17 protein-coding genes are annotated in these 17,189 nt (G+C 59.4%); 4 read left to right on the forward strand and 13 right to left on the reverse strand.

The window, feature by feature from the left end; genetic code table 11:
* The 12 genes from BDO18943_RS38120 to BDO18943_RS38175 form a co-directional block, all read right to left on the reverse strand.
* Nucleotides 1-1,249, reverse strand: a 1,249-nt coding sequence (locus BDO18943_RS38120; RefSeq protein WP_175026228.1) for a hypothetical protein, incomplete at its 3' end; no start/stop codon positions are given.
* Between the two features lie 117 nt (nt 1,250-1,366).
* A complete protein-coding gene (locus BDO18943_RS38125) occupies nt 1,367-1,651 on the reverse strand; it encodes an H-NS histone family protein (RefSeq protein WP_175026229.1) in 285 nt (94 codons plus the stop codon).
* An 88-nt stretch (nt 1,652-1,739) separates the two neighbouring features.
* Nucleotides 1,740-2,093 (reverse strand): ASCH domain-containing protein, encoded by a 354-nt coding sequence (locus BDO18943_RS38130; RefSeq protein WP_210771965.1) that lies wholly within the window; start codon nt 2,091-2,093, stop codon nt 1,740-1,742.
* A 137-nt stretch (nt 2,094-2,230) separates the two neighbouring features.
* Nucleotides 2,231-2,563, reverse strand: coding sequence for a hypothetical protein (locus BDO18943_RS38135; RefSeq protein WP_175026231.1), 333 nt, complete (start codon nt 2,561-2,563; stop codon nt 2,231-2,233).
* 69 nt (nt 2,564-2,632) lie between these two features.
* Nucleotides 2,633-3,139 (reverse strand): peptidoglycan-binding domain-containing protein, encoded by a 507-nt coding sequence (locus BDO18943_RS38140; protein ID WP_175026232.1) that lies wholly within the window; start codon nt 3,137-3,139, stop codon nt 2,633-2,635.
* Between the two features lie 379 nt (nt 3,140-3,518).
* Entirely contained in the window at nt 3,519-3,845 is a 327-nt protein-coding gene (locus BDO18943_RS38145; protein ID WP_175026233.1) for a hypothetical protein, read from the reverse strand.
* Nucleotides 3,846-3,851: 6 nt separating this feature from the next.
* Nucleotides 3,852-5,762, reverse strand: coding sequence for a hypothetical protein (locus BDO18943_RS38150; RefSeq protein WP_175026234.1), 1,911 nt, complete (start codon nt 5,760-5,762; stop codon nt 3,852-3,854).
* Between the two features lie 59 nt (nt 5,763-5,821).
* Nucleotides 5,822-6,223: a hypothetical protein gene (locus BDO18943_RS38155; RefSeq protein WP_175026235.1), complete on the reverse strand. Its 402-nt coding sequence runs from the start codon at nt 6,221-6,223 to the stop codon at nt 5,822-5,824.
* A complete protein-coding gene (locus tag BDO18943_RS38160; RefSeq protein ID WP_175026236.1) occupies nt 6,220-6,474 on the reverse strand; it encodes a hypothetical protein in 255 nt (84 codons plus the stop codon). Before BDO18943_RS38160 ends, BDO18943_RS38155 begins: the two co-directional genes overlap by 4 nt.
* Nucleotides 6,468-7,220: a nucleotide-binding protein gene (locus tag BDO18943_RS38165; RefSeq protein ID WP_175026237.1), complete on the reverse strand. Its 753-nt coding sequence runs from the start codon at nt 7,218-7,220 to the stop codon at nt 6,468-6,470. Before BDO18943_RS38165 ends, BDO18943_RS38160 begins: the two co-directional genes overlap by 7 nt.
* A gap of 11 nt (nt 7,221-7,231) precedes the next feature.
* Nucleotides 7,232-8,023 (reverse strand): P-loop NTPase, encoded by a 792-nt coding sequence (locus BDO18943_RS38170; RefSeq protein WP_175026238.1) that lies wholly within the window; start codon nt 8,021-8,023, stop codon nt 7,232-7,234.
* Between the two features lie 159 nt (nt 8,024-8,182).
* Entirely contained in the window at nt 8,183-9,556 is a 1,374-nt protein-coding gene (locus BDO18943_RS38175) for a replication initiation protein (protein ID WP_175026239.1), read from the reverse strand.
* Between the two features lie 577 nt (nt 9,557-10,133).
* On the opposite strand from BDO18943_RS38175, the gene BDO18943_RS38180 reads away from it, so the two are divergent.
* A complete protein-coding gene (locus BDO18943_RS38180; RefSeq protein ID WP_210771966.1) occupies nt 10,134-11,327 on the forward strand; it encodes a ParA family protein in 1,194 nt (397 codons plus the stop codon).
* A gap of 70 nt (nt 11,328-11,397) precedes the next feature.
* Entirely contained in the window at nt 11,398-12,480 is a 1,083-nt protein-coding gene (locus BDO18943_RS38185; RefSeq protein ID WP_175026240.1) for a ParB/RepB/Spo0J family partition protein, read from the forward strand.
* 343 nt (nt 12,481-12,823) lie between these two features.
* Here BDO18943_RS38185 and BDO18943_RS38190 read toward each other — a convergent pair whose 3' ends face one another.
* On the reverse strand, nt 12,824-14,650 hold the full coding sequence (locus BDO18943_RS38190) for a tyrosine-type recombinase/integrase (RefSeq protein WP_175026241.1): 1,827 nt from the start codon (nt 14,648-14,650) through the stop codon (nt 12,824-12,826).
* Nucleotides 14,651-14,835: 185 nt separating this feature from the next.
* Here BDO18943_RS38190 and BDO18943_RS38195 point away from each other — a divergent pair, with 185 nt between their 5' ends.
* Nucleotides 14,836-15,849: a deazapurine DNA modification protein DpdA family protein gene (locus tag BDO18943_RS38195; protein ID WP_235996296.1), complete on the forward strand. Its 1,014-nt coding sequence runs from the start codon at nt 14,836-14,838 to the stop codon at nt 15,847-15,849.
* Nucleotides 15,850-15,969: 120 nt separating this feature from the next.
* A complete protein-coding gene (locus BDO18943_RS38200) occupies nt 15,970-17,148 on the forward strand; it encodes a hypothetical protein (protein WP_210771967.1) in 1,179 nt (392 codons plus the stop codon).
* Nucleotides 17,149-17,189 lie beyond the last annotated feature (41 nt).

Genomic DNA, 17,189 nt, shown 5'->3' on the forward strand with positions numbered 1-17,189 from the left:
TAACCCTTAGTCCTGCTTCACAGGGTGGGGGAATTTGCGCGACCATAAGTGGGGGAGTTTCAACTGACCGTCCGGGCGTCGAACAAGCCGATGAGCCTCGGATCTGGTCAGCCCACCGCAAGAGATCCTTGTTCGACGCTGGAAGCGGGGCGCGCACCGCTTTGTCGATCCAGCACATGGTGGCGTGAATTTTGTCTCCGCCTGCGTCCTCTGCCCTCTTCGCACGCAACCTGGTTGCAAGCAAGTCAGCTTGACCCGCCGGCGCAGCAAGGCGCCAGTAGCCGATCGCAAAGATGTCTCCCAGCGCTTCGCGCCAAAGCATGGTCGAGCCCTTCCGAGTGGCCGCAATATATGTCTGCGCGTCTGTGACGTTGCGGGCATCCGCTGGAGAAAGCGCAAACGTCGAAGGTGGCCGCCCATTGAAGCCGGGCATGTCTCGGTAGGCGTCCAAGCAGTGAGCAAACTCGTGCATCATGACGCCCTGAATCCACAGCGTTGGGTCATTGGCTTGCACTGGCCCAAACTCGCGCATGACGCGCTGACGATTCATATTCATCTCGCAATAGCCAGATTCCAACGACATCGTTGCCACGGATGCGCCGGGGATCATCATTTCGGTTTGGGCCCAGCCAGATAAACGATCACCCAGGACTACTTCAACACCGTAGTTCTCGCGTGCGAACCTACGGAGCATCGGGAATCCTTGTGGATCATTGTTCAGCCGATCCCGTGCTTCGTTAAATCTGCCTTGCGATAGCCCTTGCATAAGAAAGCTCGTCGTATAAGACGCGCTAAGGACAGCGACCACGACATAGGCTGCGTAGGCGCAGACACACACGCTTCGCCCAATGCGACCAAGACGAAAGCTGAATGCGGAACTAAGAGAAGGTATCTGCCCCGCCGCAAGCGCACCGACTAGGAAGACCAGCGGAATCCACACCCAATACAGCGATGTCCCCCACGTGATCACCACGCTCCCCAAGGCGAGAACTGAGGCCGCCACCGCCAAGAGGAATGGCAACGCCAAATAGACGTTAGGGACGCAACGCTCTTCGCATTCAGCGACAGCAGTGCGCACCAGCGCAATGGCGTCCGCACGCTCGGCCTTCCCTGTTTCCAAGCCCTGCAGGTAAGCATCCAGTCTGAGCTTCCATTCGGGTCGGCCCTGTAAGGCCGAGATCCGGACTTGAGCCAGCCATGCGGCGTCTACTGCCGTCGCCGGCACAACGCATTTCAACAGGGTGAACACGGCATCGACCCGCGATCCATAACGCCTTGCCCCCCTGAAAACCCAACGGAATACAGCGTCTACACCGCGTTCAATTGCCTGCCACACATTCCCACCCTTTCGTTAGCACGCTGACGACTACTTGATCAGAAATCGATTCCGATTGGCGCCGATCCACCTCGGCGCACGCCCGCGCCCGGACCAGGTTGCTCCGGTCTTGGGATCGCGGTACTTGGGCTCCACCGGCCCCAGCTTGCGGCGCTTCTTCTGGACACCAGCGATGTCGTCAACCGAGAGGTTGTAGTCACTCATCAGTTGCTGGATCTTAGCGATCGCCTCTGCGGACTCGCGCGCATGCGCCTCCTGGATCTGGGCCTCCAGCGCTGCCTGTTGCTCGATCAGTTTTTTGTAGTTGCTGCTCACAATTGCTCCTTCTCTTGATGGGTTAAATCAGCCCTTCCGACCTGCGAGCCTTGAGGCGTGCACGCCGAAGGACGGTTGCTCTTCCTTCTCAATCCATGTATTCGAATTCGATCCGCGTGACAACGGTGTCTGGGGTACATCCCCTATGGGAGTTGCAAAAGAACTCCACAAACTCGCTCGGCGACCGCAACACAGGGTGATCGCCGAACCCTTCCTTCGCGCACTCTGCGACACCATATTCGACGTCGGCTGTCATCGCCGACAGCACCTCAGGCCTGGCGCTCACAACCCGGATTGTCGCGAGCGGCACGACCTTTTCTCCAGCCTTCAGTCCCATGCCTTTCTCGACGCCCCGCAGCAGCTCTCCGGCCTTGAGCGTCGCCCAGCCGACACGGCGCGTCACCGTCTTCGTACGCTCCCGAATCTGCTGCTGAGTCAGCATGAAACTGATATTCCTCACGATGATTTTCCTGGTGATGAAGTGTTGATGCTTATCGATTCTGGGCTGCCTTGGACCATCCCTCCACTTGGAACAAAGGCCGCTACAGCGGCCTCGTGGTTTCAGGGTTGTCCGATCGATTACTCCGCGACCGATACTGCACGGTACGGCACCCAATACTCAAGGGGCTGTCCCGGCACCGTAAGATGCGCGGCGCCGATGTGGAAGCCGTCGCGGCCCACCTGGCACGCGATTGTTCCGGCGGCAATCCGGCGGGCCTTCTGTGCAGACACAGCTTCAGCCAGCGATTCGGAAGATAAATAGTCGATGTGTTGAAATGCGTCCACGCTAACGGCGCCAATCGTGTCTTGCTTGACGATAACTCGCTGATTCTCCGGGCCGCACTGAAGTGCCGCCGAAGCCGAAGTCACAGCCAACGCCGAAAAGATGGAAACAACAAGCTTTGCTTTCACGCCAAATGCCCCATAGGTGTGGTCACGGATTTTTCTACTGCAATCTCTTGCTTCAACTGACAGCTCGCACTACTGCAACGCTGCAATAGTTGCGGCATCTAGTCGGCCGGTTTCCTGCAAGCCACGCGACTTCTGGAACAACTTCAACTGCTGAACCGATTTCTTACCCAGCACGCCATCGGGAGTGCCGACCGAAAACCCAAGCTCGTTCAGTCTGGTTTGCGCTTGAGCGTAGGACATGCCAGGCATCTGAACAGGCTGCGCCCCAGTGACGTTGCTGTTCCGATTCGGAGTAGCAACGGACGGGAGTTGCTTACAATCGATCTGACCGTAGTAAATGGAGCAGCCGTAACGATTGTCGCCATACTGCGCCTTATAGGTCGTCGAAAGAGCGCCCTTGTCCATGGACGTGATCGCCACGCCTTCAGCAGGAACGCCGAGATAGTCGGCGGTCTTTGCTTTCAGCGACTCTTCACTGACGGAAGCATTCATTGCCCCCGAAATCATCGGCGCGCAAGCCGACACGGTTGATGCTGCTACAACCAAAAGAACGCTCTTGGCAAAAAACTTGATCATCGTGAGGATCTCCTACAGGTTTGACAGGCATCCGGCCCTGCGGGACGCTTGCGCGTCAGGTTGTGGTTCCGTGGAATACAAGCCGGGCTCGCGCTCTCGTTCCTTCGCCGTCTCTGCGAGCGTGCCGGACTGAGCGGTGAACGACATCTCTGCCTGGCTATCACTTCTGCGCGCTGCCAACTTGGCTGACGAAGTGCCTGCCGCTTTCGGACAGCCTGCTGCAAAGCCGAAAAACTTGTGATCGACCAGGTCGTCGCGTACCCGTGAGCCGCAGCTCAAGCATTTCTGTGCGTGCCCCATATCAATCAGCCGACACGGCTCCGTTTCACCGCCCCTACAGGCTCGTTGCTCGATCATCGTCGCGTTCTGATGCGGAAATTTAGATGCCACGCCCAAGGCTTCTAACGAGTGCAAGGCACATCGATTTCAAATGCGCAATCTGGATGCCCATGTCGTTCAGCAGCTCTTGCATCTCCTGCGGATCCGCGAAGCCCATTTCGTTCATGCTCAAGCCCGCATCCATGTCCTCTTGCATCGCCTTCAGCTTGGACGTCAAGGTAGACAGTTGGCGCTCGATCCACTGAAGCCTTACCGCGATCGCGGGGTTGCTTTCAACCTCGCAGGCCTGCGGCTTCGGCAAGCTATCGTCAACGTCCCGGGCCGCGTCCAGGCAAGACTCAAGCGACTCCAGCAGCTCGGCATCCATGGTGCATTACGTCGGCAGCGTAAAACCAGCCTTTTTGAGTTGTTCCATCAGGCCCACCACTGTCTTCTGGACTGTTTCCAAGGTTTCCTTGCGCTCGGCCTCGCGCAGCGTAGTCTCGCGACGCTCCGCTTCATGCTGCAGCGCCTGAGCCTGCTTGCGAGCGCGCGTGCTGATCGCGTAACGAGAAGCCACCACCTTGAGCAGGTTCACGACCATTTCCACAAACGGGCCATCAATGGCATCCACGTGGACGACATACAGCTTCGCTTCCGGCGCAAGAAGCATCGAGCGCACACTGAAGATGCGCATCTCGACAGGCTCGGCACCAGCCAGTTGCTCAGCGGACCGAATATCCAGAAATGACTCGCCATCGTTAGACAGCAGCAGCGCCGAAAAGCGACTCAGCACCGAATGCACGAATTGCTCGTGGTCCGCAGGTTTGAAAGCTGTGGACTGAGCCAGCGCTCCGCAGGGCTCCGCGCAGTCGCCTGCCATCATTTCGACCAGCAGATCGCGCAGTTGCGCGACACTCTTCCGCCTCGCCAGTTGGAGCAACGCAGCCGCAAACCAAACACGCTCGATCGGCTTTTGCACTTGCAGTTCGCTCGCCACCACCTCTGCGAACCAAGGCGCGGTGAGGTCGATTTCGCCAATCAGATCCCACCGCTCCACCTGGTTGACCAAGCCCGGCCAAACATGGACGACTTCTTTCGCTCCAATCTGGTCTGCGGCTCGACCGACATCTGCCAAGGACACAGGGGCATCGGGCGTGTCAAAGCTCAATGCCGAATTGCCGACTCGAATGAGGGACACCGCTCCATTGCCGCCCTTCACCTCCCTGCGAACCTGCAACTGATCGTTCAAGGCTTGGTCGGCGACCTGGCGAGACACCATTGCAGGTACGTCCTGCACCGGCCGAGCCAGATCCGATTCCGGATCACGCCGCGTCGGCTCTCGCTCTTCGACGACGGGCAGTTCAACGTACTCCGCATACGCCTCCGAAACCCCGCTCATATCGCGGTGGACGCCGAGATCCGCCGTCTCTTCTGCTGCGAAGACGTGCTCTGCAGACAAGGCTTGATCTGCCACTCCGTCAATAGCATGGCCGTTGCCGCTCCACGCCGGCTCGGCCGAAGGTTGCGGGGTAGACGTGGGTAGCACCGGAACCACCGGGTCACCTTCAACGTCATCAAGAAACAGTTGCCCGTGCGCCCGAACAGCGGTCGATGGGGCTGGTGCATGCAATGGATGATCCGGCTCGCTTCCCGGATTGCCAAACACCGGGTCCTCGTCCAGATGCACCGGTCCTGCCGCAGGCATGAATTGCGCGCCTTGCCCTAAATTCTGAGAAGCGACACCTGCCGCTACCCCTGCATCCTGGTCTGGCGCCATTGACTCCAGTTCACCGAGCGCAAGCGTGTTGAACTCTTGCGTCTCCTTATGGCCAACCGCCACGCCTTGCAGAAGCGATTTCCCGCGCTCGACCAGTGCAGTAGCTTCCGGCAAGTGGCCTGTGTCGGCGACCTGCTTGGCCGCGCGAACATCAAACTCCATGTGACCCGGGATTGCCTTGCCCATGTCGTTCAGCAGCACGTCCATGGTCTCAGACGGGTGATATACCTCCGCCTCCTTCCAACCCAGCGCGGAAAGGACAAGAAACAGTTCCGATAAAGCCGCCGACAGGTTTCCGTCGCCGAACTGAATCGCCACCACATCGCCGTCGTGCAACAGAAGCACTCCCGTGTCGATATGCCGGAACGTTTGGTCGTTACCTGGCGTGCTTGCATCATCGAAGCCGTAGGTCTGGTATGCCCGCAACGTAGCGGACTGATCCCATTGGCCGACTTCATGGGTGCTGCAAAGGACTGCCTCATAGCTGGCATAGTCCTGGACCCAGGGATGATTTTGATTGGACATGAGAAGCCTCTTGCAAACGGTATTGAGTCGAACACTCGGGGATAAGGTCGGTTGTTCCGTCAGTGCCAGATCCGAACCACAAACACCGCTGCCGACATAACCAGCAGCATGGCTCCGGCACCTGCGCCAAACCAACCCAGTCGCTGACGCCAGATCGTGGACACATCCTTCTGTTGGCTCAGCAGCAACGCCGACAAGTCCGCAATCAGCTCCTTTGCAGAAAGCACGGCTTGCTCGCGCAGATTCGTCCGATGCAGCTCGATAGTCTGTTCGACCTTTTGCTGCAAAAGAGTGGGGGCCGTTTCGACGATCATCTGGCTGCGAGCCATCATGGCCAGCACGACATTGAGTGGATCGTCGTCGTCCATGTTGAACTGCCGCTGGAACTCCTGCAGCATCGCCACCTCCTCGGCGGTCAACGGCTGCTTCTTCAAAGCTTCGACGTTGCTGATCAGACTCATTCAGTTTCCTCCCCGCTGCGCGGCGGCCGATAGCCGATGGGGCCATACAGCGCCACACAGCATTTCGCGCAGCACTGCGAGCGCTCGCCAGGCACGTCCATCTCCCGGACGCTTTGAAAGGCCTTGCCCTCGCCGCACAACGAGGTCATCCCCGGGCGGATGCTGAGGTAGGCGTGAAAGATCGGCTGGTCCGTGTGCCGGATCCAGTGATGCGATGCGACGCGAGCCAAGCTCTCTGCTGCCATCACCATTTGCCAAACTCCAAGTTCGGCATTTCCGTGTTGTCCACCATGTCCCACACCATCTCGTTCACGTTGCGCTGCCAAGCATGAAGGCGGGCGCGCGACAGGGTTGGAATTGCATATGGGCCGCTCCCCTTCTTCTTGAGATTCAAGGCTTCCGCAGGATAGGTGTGGAGATCAAAGAGCATCCGAACTTCCTCACCCCTCAGGGCAGGCAAGTCCAGGACGACTTTGAACCCATCCATGTACTGCTGATTGAAGGCGGAGAAGACTCGCTCTGGGCCGAAATGAAGATTGCGCACTGGGTAGAGAAACTGAAAGCTCTCAGCCAACTGCGGAAGCATTTCCAGGCCATCGGGCCGGTCCGACATGAGGTAGACGAACCGGAAATTGAGATTGCTGGCCTCTGTGTGGCTCAGCGTCACGTCGAACCACTTCTTGAGCACGGAGTCCGCGCCGTCTGGTGTGTTGACGATCAAATGGGGGCTGCCGGCAAGTAGTTGCTGGAGTTGAGTCTCATACTCCAGATCAAGATTGCACAGGTGCGACTCCGGGCGCAGTGCACGAAAATCCCCAAGGCGTGCCGGACACTTGCGACGGAACACCCCGTACACATCCCCAGTGCGCCCATCGCCATCGAACACAGCAAACGGCTCGCCGCGCATTTCAAGCGCGGACGCAAGCGCCAGGCAAAAGACGGACTTACCCACCCCGCCCTTGTTGCCTGACACCATCCAGACCGTTTTGCTCGACATGGCGTTCGCGCTTACTCGGCAAGCGCTTCGACACGCGGGAAGGCTGGCTCGAACGCCTTCTTGCAGTCCAGCAACCACTGCTGGAGCTTCCAGAGCTCACTGTGCTCCAAGCCGACCGCTTCGCCCACCACCGTGTCCACCGCATCCGAAAACGGCATGATCTTTCGCGGATCCAACACCTTGCCCACGACGCGAATGTGAAGGCCCGGGAAGAAGATCGTCAGCCCTTGCTTCTTCTCGATCTGGGTTTTCAGCGGGCTCTCATGCCAGAGCACAAACGGCCCAAGCGGGGATTTGTCGCCGCCCGCGTAGTGCAGGTTGCAGACCACGCGCACCCGCGCGAAAAACTGGCCGTACACCTTGTAAGCTTCATTGAGCAGGTTAACGGAGTCGTGCTGGACGTTCATGACCCACCACAGCTCCATTTCCACCGGCATGTCCTGCGCCTTGAGGAAGTTGGCGAACGACTCCATGTCGGACTTCATGTACTCGCCAATGCCGGCCGGCGTGTTCATGATGATGGTGTAGCCCGGGTGCTTCATCACGAAGTCCATCACATCCATCCAGCCGTTTTCGCTGCGCACGTTAGTCTGCGCGACCGGCAGGTTATTGCTGAACATGCGCGCCACATCCGGGTTCTGCGTGTCGGCCTCCACAATGGCCACCTTGACGCCCGAGGACATCAGCTCATTGGCTAGAGCCTGGGCAACCATGGACTTTCCCACCCCCCCTTTGTCTCCATGAACAACAATAAATTTCGAGACCGGCTGCGAGGTCTCAGCGGGCTGCGTGGCTTTTGCCATGGGGACTCTCCGAGTGAGTGAATGGCGGGAGTCGCTAGATGAGCGCGCTCCACATTCGGTAATCGAGCATGAACAGGATATTCGAAAGCGAATGGTACATTATTAAATGGCTATCGCGCAAACGCGCGTGCATCTTTTGCAGCAAAAGATGCCGCCCCTTCACGCGGCCGGCGGCGCCTTCTCCAAGGCTATGGACAGCAGGTCATCCGGTGCCGGCTTATTCCATTCGGAACCGTGCCAGGTTTCCCCGAGGAACGCCGCGAAGATGTCGCGAATCTGCTTGTGGTTCCAACCAAACGTCTCGAAGCGTTTGAGCAGCGGTTGAATTTGGGAGTAGACACGGAACTGAGCCAGCAGCTCCGATTGCTCGGCCTCTGGCAGTTCTTGGAACAAGGAGCGCAGCTCATCCTTCTTCCGGCGCAACCATTCCTCCAGCAACGCAGCCTTGTTGCGCTCCAAATCTTTTGCGCTACGCCCTCGGGAATTTGATTCGGACGCAGTTGTCGCACTCGGGGCGTCCGCTTTAGGCCGCATGATCGAGCGCAGATACTTACCGGGCCTCTCCACCGCACCCGCAACCTGCTCCGGCACGGCCAGCCGCTTCTGGAGATCGTTCAAGCCCTGCTTCAGTGCTTCGCTCCCATGGGCTCGATAGAGATCTTCTGCCTCCTCTTGTGTCACACCGAGCTTCAGCGCCGTGCCAATCAACTTCAGATCAACTGGCTCAACTTTCTCCAACGTCTTGTTCTTCAGCGCGGGCGCCGGTTTGGCCAGAGTCTTCAGTCGAACCTCGAACTGAATGTCTGACACCGTCTTGTTGTCGCGCTCCTTGAATTCCGGGAGCAGGACAACTTCCAACTCGGTGTTGGCGTTGATTTCGGCGATGGCTGGATGGAGCACATCCCGCTTGAAATAGCGGTACTCCCCCTTCTGTTCGTCGAAGTGCTGCCCGCAAAGCACGGGCCGCCACCAGCGCCAATGTTGACGAGCGGTTTTCCGGCCCGGGTTGTCCACGTAGCGCGCGCAGATCTCGTACAGCGCCTTGGCCGGGTGAGACGAAAGCTGGATGGTGGACTTGAACACCAGGCCGGCATACCGGTCCGGGTTCAGCAGTTGGGCCTTGATCTTCGAGTCGTACCGCCATCTCAACTCGACAGCACCTGTGCGCCGATTCTTCTTGATGTTTGCCCCGCTTAGCATCACGCAGGCGTCCCACTCCTCAATCTCGCCGCTGGTGGGGCTCTGCCACTCGACGACGGTCTTCATGAGGGTTTTCAAGGTCTTCTTGATGTGGTCTGTATTGTTGCTGCCGAACTCAGCGTCGGCCACGACCTCGTGCATGCGCGCGGAATACTCGGCGATATCACCCATTTGCTGCGCACGAAAGAGCAGCACGTTGAATAGCGTGCGACCGAATGCGGTGATCTTGCCGCCGTCCTTGGTCGGCATCAGCGCAATCGCGTTCACGTGCTTTCGCAAACGCTCGTCTCGCCGCGAGGGAACTTCGGGGGGAAGTAGTTCGATCTGGTCCATGCGCACTCGGCGTCTTGATACGTGAGTCAGATTAAACCACACCTCTCACGCATCCGACCAGTGTTGCACCATAACCACCCCCAATGGGGCTCACATATCGCGTGCCGTACGCGCTTCATTGTCTAGGCCGCCGGCTGGCTCCTGTGCCGACGCAGGCTTCACGAGGCTCATGTCGGCCGATCCGTGAGCTGTTATGGGTGTCAACCAAGGCTCATCGAGGCTCCCCACATCCACTCACGCACCATCCCATGGGCTCTCACGTTCGGTCCCAGTTCCACTCACGTGGACACCCAATTCAGCTCACATACGCTCCCATAGCCTCTCACACTTCGCTCTGTATCTTATTGATTTGGATGGAATTTCACGTACGCAAAGGGTGTAAACGGGTTGAAGGGTTTTGTACCTTTTTAAAACCCTCAGTGCGGGTTGAATGAGTCAAACCAAGGTCAAAAACGCACCTGCACCACGGCTCACAGTGATGGAACGGTAAATTTTCAAAAGTGTTTGCCAAATTCTTGTGGTTTTTTGCTGAACTGTAGGAAAATGCGATCACCTCAACCAAGACCACAAACTTGCGATGGCGATCCTAGACGAGATTCTTCTGCAGCCTGAATCCCTGGCCAGCATCATGGAACAGGCCGACCGTGCCGAATTCATGATGGAGGCCGTGCGAGGTAAGCTGCTTGCGCCGGACAGTAGGAAAGAGTCGCCTCGCTTTAACGCGACCCAGCTCGCAGCATTGTGTGATGTGGACCGCAATGCGATCTCCTACCGGCTCACCAAAGACGATCATCTGCCCAAAGGGCAAATCAACGAGAGCGGAAACCGGCGTGAGTTCAGCCTTGCCGAGGTTCACGCCTGGGTGCGTGAGTACCGAGCGGAATTCCTCAGGCCTGCCGGCGCCGATGCTGTATGCATTGCAGTTGCCAACTTCAAGGGTGGCGTCGGAAAAACCACGACCACGATGACGCTGGCCCAGGGGCTCTCGTGCAAAGGTCATCGCGTGCTCGTTGTGGATTGTGATCCTCAAGGGAGCCTCACCACGCTCTTTGGCATTTTGCCGGCCACCGAGGTGCAGGAGGAAGACACGATTCTTCCCGTGTGCGTCGGAATGGAGCAGAGCATCACGCCAGCCATCCGCACCTCCTATTGGCATGGTATCGATGTCGTAAGCGCTGCTCCCCTCTTGTTCGCTGCCGAGTTTAGCCTTCCTTCTCGGCAGATGAAAGACGACAAGTTCCAGTTCTGGGACGTGCTCAACATGGCGCTCGACGAGGCACGTCAGGACTACGACATCATTGTGATCGACACCCCGCCTTCGCTGTCCTACGTGACGATCAACGCGATCATGGCGTCCGACGGCATTCTGATGCCCCTGCCCCCGAATGCCTTGGCCGTGGCCTCGGCGGCCCAGTTCTGGCGACTGTTCTCTGACCTGGCGGGCGGACTTGTTGAACAGCGTGGCGTCACCAAGGAGTTCGACTTCGTGCGGATCCTGATGACGCAAGTGAAGATGCGAGGCAACGATGACACCGTGACGGCGGTGAAGGACTGGATCCACAAGACTTACGAAGGCAAGGTGCTGTCGGTGGAGATCCCTGAGACGAAAGCGACCGAGACCAGCGCCGCGAGCTTCGGCACAATCTATGACGAAGCCGCCAAAACCATGATCGACCCTCGGACCTACAAGCGTGCGACGAGCGCCTATGATCAGGCAACCGATCAGATTGAAGCCCTGGTGCGTGCTGCGTGGCAGCGGCACCAGCCGTAACGGGATGGACGCCATGGGTGTTTAACGGTTAAACACCCCTACCTGCAAGTGGACAACGTGGGGCCAAGCGATGGGCAGTAACAAACGAACCAAGATCGGCGACATGGTCGCCGGGATCGATATGAGCGCTTTTGAAAAGCGCGGAGCCGCCGAGACGCCAGCAGCGAAAGCGGAACCAAAGCCAGTGAATGAAGGGCGGCGGCACACGGGAGTAGGTCTCGTGATGGGCGCCATTGCTGACAAGGGCGAACTGGAGCGAAAGCTCTCCGATACCCAGCAACATCTGGACGCTGCGAATCTTCGACTGGCGGAGTTCAAGGACGCTGAACTGGTGCGCAAGCTGGACGCAGCATCCATCCGAAGGAGCCGATGGGCAAACCGAGACGAGCTGAACTTCGTTGGCGCGGATTGGGATGCCTTCAAGGCAGAGATCCGCAGCGCAGGAGGCAACGTCGAGCCAATAAAAGTGCGAAGGGTGTTTAACGGTAAAACACCCCCGCAGCAGGGAGAGGCAGCCGCAACGGAACCGTTTGAAATTGTCTACGGGCATCGTCGACACCAAGCGTGCCTGGAGCTGGGTCTTCCCGTGAATGCCATCGTGGTTGAAGCGATGGAAGATCAGGCGCTGTTCGCCGAGATGGATCGGGAGAATCGGCAACGCGAGAACCTGAGCGCCTGGGAGCAGGGGCGTATGTACAACCTAGCGTTGCGTGAAGGGCTGTTCCCTAGCATTCGGCGTCTATCGGATGAATTGGGCGTGAACCTGTCCCAGGCATCCCGATGCTGCAAGTTGGCGCAGTTGCCCGATGCTGTTGTGCAGGCCTTTCCTTCGCCCTTGGGGATTCAGGTCCGCTGGGCAAAGCCGCTCGCTGACGCCCTGCAGAGCGATCCAGACGGCATGCTGGAACGGGCCCGAGCACTTCACGCGGAGCGGGGAAAACTGACGGCTGCCGAAGTCATTGATCGGCTGCTGAACCAGTCGCGGAACGACGACAAGCAACCAATCGCAATTCACGCCAACGGCCGAGTAGCCGCATCGCTGAAGATGGGGCAAAAGGGTAAGGCGGTCTTGGAGTTCGAGGCCGGTGCGTTGGAGCCGTCCCAACACGACGCATTGGTGACGCTCATCGCCAATTTTCTCAGCGCCTCCTAGGGACTCTTTTGCGGCAAAAGAGTCCCGCTTTCGATTGGGTGTGGAATACGTGAGCCTCGTTGGGAGTTGACCCGCAGCGCGGTACACCGGCCCGAATGTCGAAAGCTTGATGGTCGGAATGCCTCAGGGCTTTAAGAGTTTTAGAACCTATAAGACCTTTGCGCCCGCGAGAATCCTGGCGCCCCAAGCATTTCGGGCCCAATGTGTGAGAACGCAAGGGAGCCAATGTGAGCCACGGTGGGACTCAGCGTGAGTGTCCATGGGCCAACAGGTGAGATTCCAGCGTAGATACGTGAGTGAATATGGGAGATACGTGCTGGGCACCAGCGACTCCCATCCAAGCTCACGTACCGGGCACTTCAGGCGAGTGGAACGCCTTCTCCAGTTCGGCCGTCCTGCGTTGGATCGGGGCGCGTCCGTAGATGTCCATTGTGGTCTTGATGCTTGCGTGGCCGAGTTGCTGTTGGACGACGTCCAAGGGTACGTTCCTCGCCACCGCCCGGGTGCCGAAAGTATGGCGTAGCCAATGCGTGGACGCGCCCGCCAGCTTCCGTCGTTCGTGCTCGGGCAGCGCCGAAGCCGCCACCGCCTTTTTGAACCAGACTTTGACGTGCTCGTACAGCGCCTGGTATCCAACTGGCTGCGTTGCATCGCTGACACTCGCGAGCAAGGGGTAATCACCTGGCGCGGTTTCAATGGCACCAACGCCGCGTTCGTGCAGGTATGCCTGCAGAGCGGCGAAAGCTTGCCCCGGGACCGCTGCCACACGGTTCTTGGCGCCCTTGCCGTGGACCTGTATCACCCAGCCTTCGGGCTCCAGGCTGAAATCTTTGAGCCGCGCCGAAAGCAACTCCTGCGGCCGTAGCCCCACGGCCTCCACGAACTCCAGGATGAACAGAATTCGGGCGCGCGAAGGGGAGGGGGGCTGCGCGCCGATGACGCGAAGGATTTCCGCCATGGCGCCCTCGCTGAGCGCCTTGGTGTCCAGTTTGCGCGCTTCGGGATCGTCACCTAGCTTCCGATTCACCAATACCCAAGGGTTGGCTGGAATGTACTGGGCAGCCTGCAGCCAGGTGAAGAACGACGCCAAGACGTTGATCGCGTATTGGCGACTCTCGTGGTTCAGCTTGGCACCGCGAAACGGGGCCCAGCCGACCGCACCTGGCCGCGCGCGTGTTCGCGATTGCCAGTGCTTCGGGATATTCGACAGAAAGGCCATGTAGCGCGCGCAGTCACTGACCGTCATGTCGGCGAATACCTTCCCACCCTCCGCCTCACGAAGCCAAAGCAGAAGCCGCGTAGCTTCCCGACGATAGGCCCGCGCTGTCTGCATAGAGCCGGCCTTGGCCTCGATCCATTCGCCAATGGCCTCGGCATCGTTTCGCGCTGCGAGGAGGTCGGCGCCAGCCTCATACGTGAGCTGAAATGGGAGTTGATTTGGTGCTGCCACCAGCGCAACGGGCTCGTTTCCAGCCGGCGATCTAGCGGCCGGACTGCTGACGGATAGGTCGAAAGTCCGTTGCGGCGGAATCTGATCGCCAAGCAGGTTGCGCACGAAGGCCTCAATTCGCTGTGCCTTCTTGACGCCTACGCCTGGCATGGCGCTATACCAGCGCCCACCGACAGCAATGCGCTCGGCCAGATCCAGCAGTGTGACCATGCCCGCGTTGGCCATCTTCTGGCTGGTCGCCAGATCGAACCACGTAGCCACAGGGTCGACGGCCGACGGCGGCTTTACTGAAAGCTTCTCCAGGCGCTCAAGCAACTCAAGCTGCGCGCTGCGCAGCCTTTCGCGCCGCTTGGCCTTGCCAGACCCCGCCACCTTGGCCTGCTGGGGATAGGCCTCCAGGTAGAACTGCCGGACATCCTCTTCGCTCCAGTCCTCCAGCCCCCGTGACGCGGCGAACTCGGCGATGGACGGGGCTTGGGGCTGCTCCAGGTCCACCCGAATCATGAGACCTATCAGCCGCCACGCCGGCTCCCCTTGACGGCGCGCAAGCGCTCGCACCGCATCCACGGTCGTCCGATGCGCGATGACGCCTTGGTGGCCATGGTGAATCCCCAGATAGCGCAAGGCGGCCTCTTGAAAGGGGACGCCCATGGCCACGGCCTTTAGGTGCATGAAGTGGTGTTTCCCGAGGCGGGTGATGGCTGAAGAGTGCTGGCGCATCGAATTGCTCGTCCTAAGTTCTTGATTGGATTGGTCTTCTGCTTGGTACGGGGCGAGCGACGCGATTTTGCCCGCGAAAAATTGCCCTTAGATAATAGCAGTTATCTTAGGGCAATGTGCCATTGACAATACGCACATGTGCGTATAATATGGAGGCTCATTACTTCTCGAACAAACCACACAGCATGAGCAAGCACGATCAGCGGCAGTTCACTGAAACCTTTGCCGAATTGTTGGGGGAGAAGGGGATGCCCACCAACCAACGAAACGCCGAACTGGGCGCCGAACTGGTGATGCGTGCAGGCGTACCGCACAAGGGGGGACGCCTGGCGTTGCACGCGTTCAACAAGGGTTACCCAGCCATGGTCAGCGCCAATGCCTTCTGGCACCCCGAAACGCGATCCTTCCGTTTCCCGGAGGCGACCGATCTCGTGGAGACGGACTTCGCGCTTGACAGCGCAGGCTTCACAGCGATGAAGCTGTGGCAGTCGCGCGGAAAGCAGACCGGTATGGCGGGCGTCTTCCCTTGGACCTACGCCCAGTACCTGGAATTGGCCGCTATCAGTGGCGCGAGTTGGTACAGCGCGCCTGATATGTGCTGTGAGCCCGAGGTGGCGGCAAATCAGGCAGAAATTGACTTCCGTATCGATGCCACCGTCACTCTGCTCGAAGGGTGCCTGCGGATCCTCTATGAGTGGCAGAACCAACTGGCCAAGGAATGCTCAGCGACCACCGTGGCCAACATGGTTCGTCCCCCGGTGCCAATCCTGCAGGGCTGGTCGGCAAATGATTACGAGCGGAGCTTGGAATTGACCATGCGTGTTTGGGAGCGCTGGCAACCTTGGCTGGACCGACCGGCTCTGATCGGGATTGGTTCGGTGTGCCGGCGGACGCTGAAGCACCCATCCCACGGACTCTACGCGATTCTGAACCGGCTGGAGGGCCAGATTCCCGACGGCTCGCGGGCCCATTTGTTCGGCGTGAAGGGCGCGGCGCTGAACGAAATCAAGATGATGCCGTGGATCGCCTCTGCCGACTCGATGGCCTATGACTTTGGAGCACGCATCAACGCGCGCAAGGCCGGGATCTCCAACACGTTGGACCACCGGACGAAAGAGATGACGGACTGGATGTCGGCAGCAGCTCGCCGCATGCGGCCGGCTGCAGGCGACCAGTACCGGTTGCCGCTGGTTGTTTGAACCCGAGAAAGGGCGGCGTTGGACAGGGATTGCGGCCCTGACCAACGCCTGACACCCCAAACCTATCTGAGAGATTTGGAAATGCTGACCCAATCATACCCTTCGCCCCCCCACGGTTCCGTGGAACAAAACGAGCATCTGCCCGCTTGGGCCTACAAGCTGCTTGCCATCTTGATTGGCGTGGTGGGCCTTGCCGCCTCGGCTGTGACTGCCGACTTCTTCATCATCGGACTGCTCAAGCTGGAGGCGGATGCGCTGGCGCGTGATGCCCTGATCGCGGCAGGCGTGCTGATGATTGTGGCGGAAGTGCTGGCCTTCACCGTGGCCGCGTTGCTTCCACGCGCACGACTGGCATCGCTCCGTCGCCGGTTGATGGTGTTCGGGCTGGCGCTGTTGGCCTTTGAGGGCGTCACAATCTACGCAACCCAGGTTGCTCTGGCGCAGGCCGCTTCCGCTGATGCTCAGGCGTCGCACACGCGAATCGAAAACTTGCGCGCGGCTATCGACGGACAGCGCGCGTCGGCAGCGGCATTGCGCTCGAATGCCGCGCGGCAGAGTGCCAGCCAGTATTCATGGGTCCGAGCAGACGGCGCCAAGAGCCTGCGCGAAGCGGTAACCATCGAAGCGAGCATCTCGCACCAGGCGGCCGAGTTGTCGGGCCTGCAAGCGGCGCAGCGCCCAACGCTCACCGGCATACTCGGTCAAGATGGGCTTGTAGCCTATTCCGTCGCACGCGCCTTGCTGATCTCCAGCGTGGGCATCATGATGTGCGCTGCCTCTGGCGCGCTGCTGCAGGCACGACGTAGCGTGAAAGCTGCGCCGGCCGCTCACGACAAGGACACGGTGGCGGTTTCCCCTGCAGCGCCCAAGGTTCCGATGCTGCTCGCGGGCGGCGGCCGATATGCAAATGCCTTTCTCGCGCCGATTGCAGTCTCTCTCGCTGCACCAGCCCTATCGCCCCCCGTACCGTCAATCACCATGCCTGCCGTCGCTGCACCACGCCTTCCCGCAGTGAAGACGCTGCACGCCGCAGCGCCAGCGCTTGCGAGTGATGAGGCGCCTAAGCCCATGGCGAAGCGTGCATCGCTGCAAGATTGTGGTGTGGGCCAGCATGACGGCGCGCGCTTTGTTCGGGTACGAGCTGCGATCTTGCAAGGGAAGATCAAGCCGACGCAGCGCGACATCTGGAAAGCTGTGCAGGCCTCGCAACGGGTAGCGGCCCGGTATCTCGCAGAAATGGAAGCTGCAGGCGAATTGAAGCGTGAGGGTAAGCGGTATGCCGTGGTCGGCGCGCTGTAAAGCGAGCACAAGCACGCCAACCAGTCGCGCAGTTTGAACGA

Origin of the sequence: Burkholderia aenigmatica (assembly GCF_902499175.1) — a bacterium.
Lineage (GTDB): Bacteria > Pseudomonadota > Gammaproteobacteria > Burkholderiales > Burkholderiaceae > Burkholderia > Burkholderia aenigmatica.

What these genes read in the sequence shown, in the direction of transcription:
- BDO18943_RS38170 (WP_175026238.1), bottom strand. Translation starts at nt 8,023, where the DNA reads ATGGCAAAAGCCACGCAGCCCGCTGAGACCTCGCAGCCGGTCTCGAAA.
- BDO18943_RS38195 (WP_235996296.1), top strand. Translation starts at nt 14,836, where the DNA reads ATGAGCAAGCACGATCAGCGGCAGTTCACTGAAACCTTTGCCGAATTG.
- BDO18943_RS38145 (WP_175026233.1), bottom strand. Translation starts at nt 3,845, where the DNA reads ATGGATGCCGAGCTGCTGGAGTCGCTTGAGTCTTGCCTGGACGCGGCC.
- BDO18943_RS38185 (WP_175026240.1), top strand. Translation starts at nt 11,398, where the DNA reads ATGGGCAGTAACAAACGAACCAAGATCGGCGACATGGTCGCCGGGATC.
- BDO18943_RS38150 (WP_175026234.1), bottom strand. Translation starts at nt 5,762, where the DNA reads ATGTCCAATCAAAATCATCCCTGGGTCCAGGACTATGCCAGCTATGAG.
- BDO18943_RS38165 (WP_175026237.1), bottom strand. Translation starts at nt 7,220, where the DNA reads ATGTCGAGCAAAACGGTCTGGATGGTGTCAGGCAACAAGGGCGGGGTG.
- BDO18943_RS38155 (WP_175026235.1), bottom strand. Translation starts at nt 6,223, where the DNA reads ATGAGTCTGATCAGCAACGTCGAAGCTTTGAAGAAGCAGCCGTTGACC.
- BDO18943_RS38140 (WP_175026232.1), bottom strand. Translation starts at nt 3,139, where the DNA reads ATGATCAAGTTTTTTGCCAAGAGCGTTCTTTTGGTTGTAGCAGCATCA.
- BDO18943_RS38175 (WP_175026239.1), bottom strand. Translation starts at nt 9,556, where the DNA reads ATGGACCAGATCGAACTACTTCCCCCCGAAGTTCCCTCGCGGCGAGAC.
- BDO18943_RS38190 (WP_175026241.1), bottom strand. Translation starts at nt 14,650, where the DNA reads ATGCGCCAGCACTCTTCAGCCATCACCCGCCTCGGGAAACACCACTTC.
- BDO18943_RS38160 (WP_175026236.1), bottom strand. Translation starts at nt 6,474, where the DNA reads ATGGTGATGGCAGCAGAGAGCTTGGCTCGCGTCGCATCGCATCACTGG.
- BDO18943_RS38130 (WP_210771965.1), bottom strand. Translation starts at nt 2,093, where the DNA reads ATGCTGACTCAGCAGCAGATTCGGGAGCGTACGAAGACGGTGACGCGC.
- BDO18943_RS38180 (WP_210771966.1), top strand. Translation starts at nt 10,134, where the DNA reads ATGGCGATCCTAGACGAGATTCTTCTGCAGCCTGAATCCCTGGCCAGC.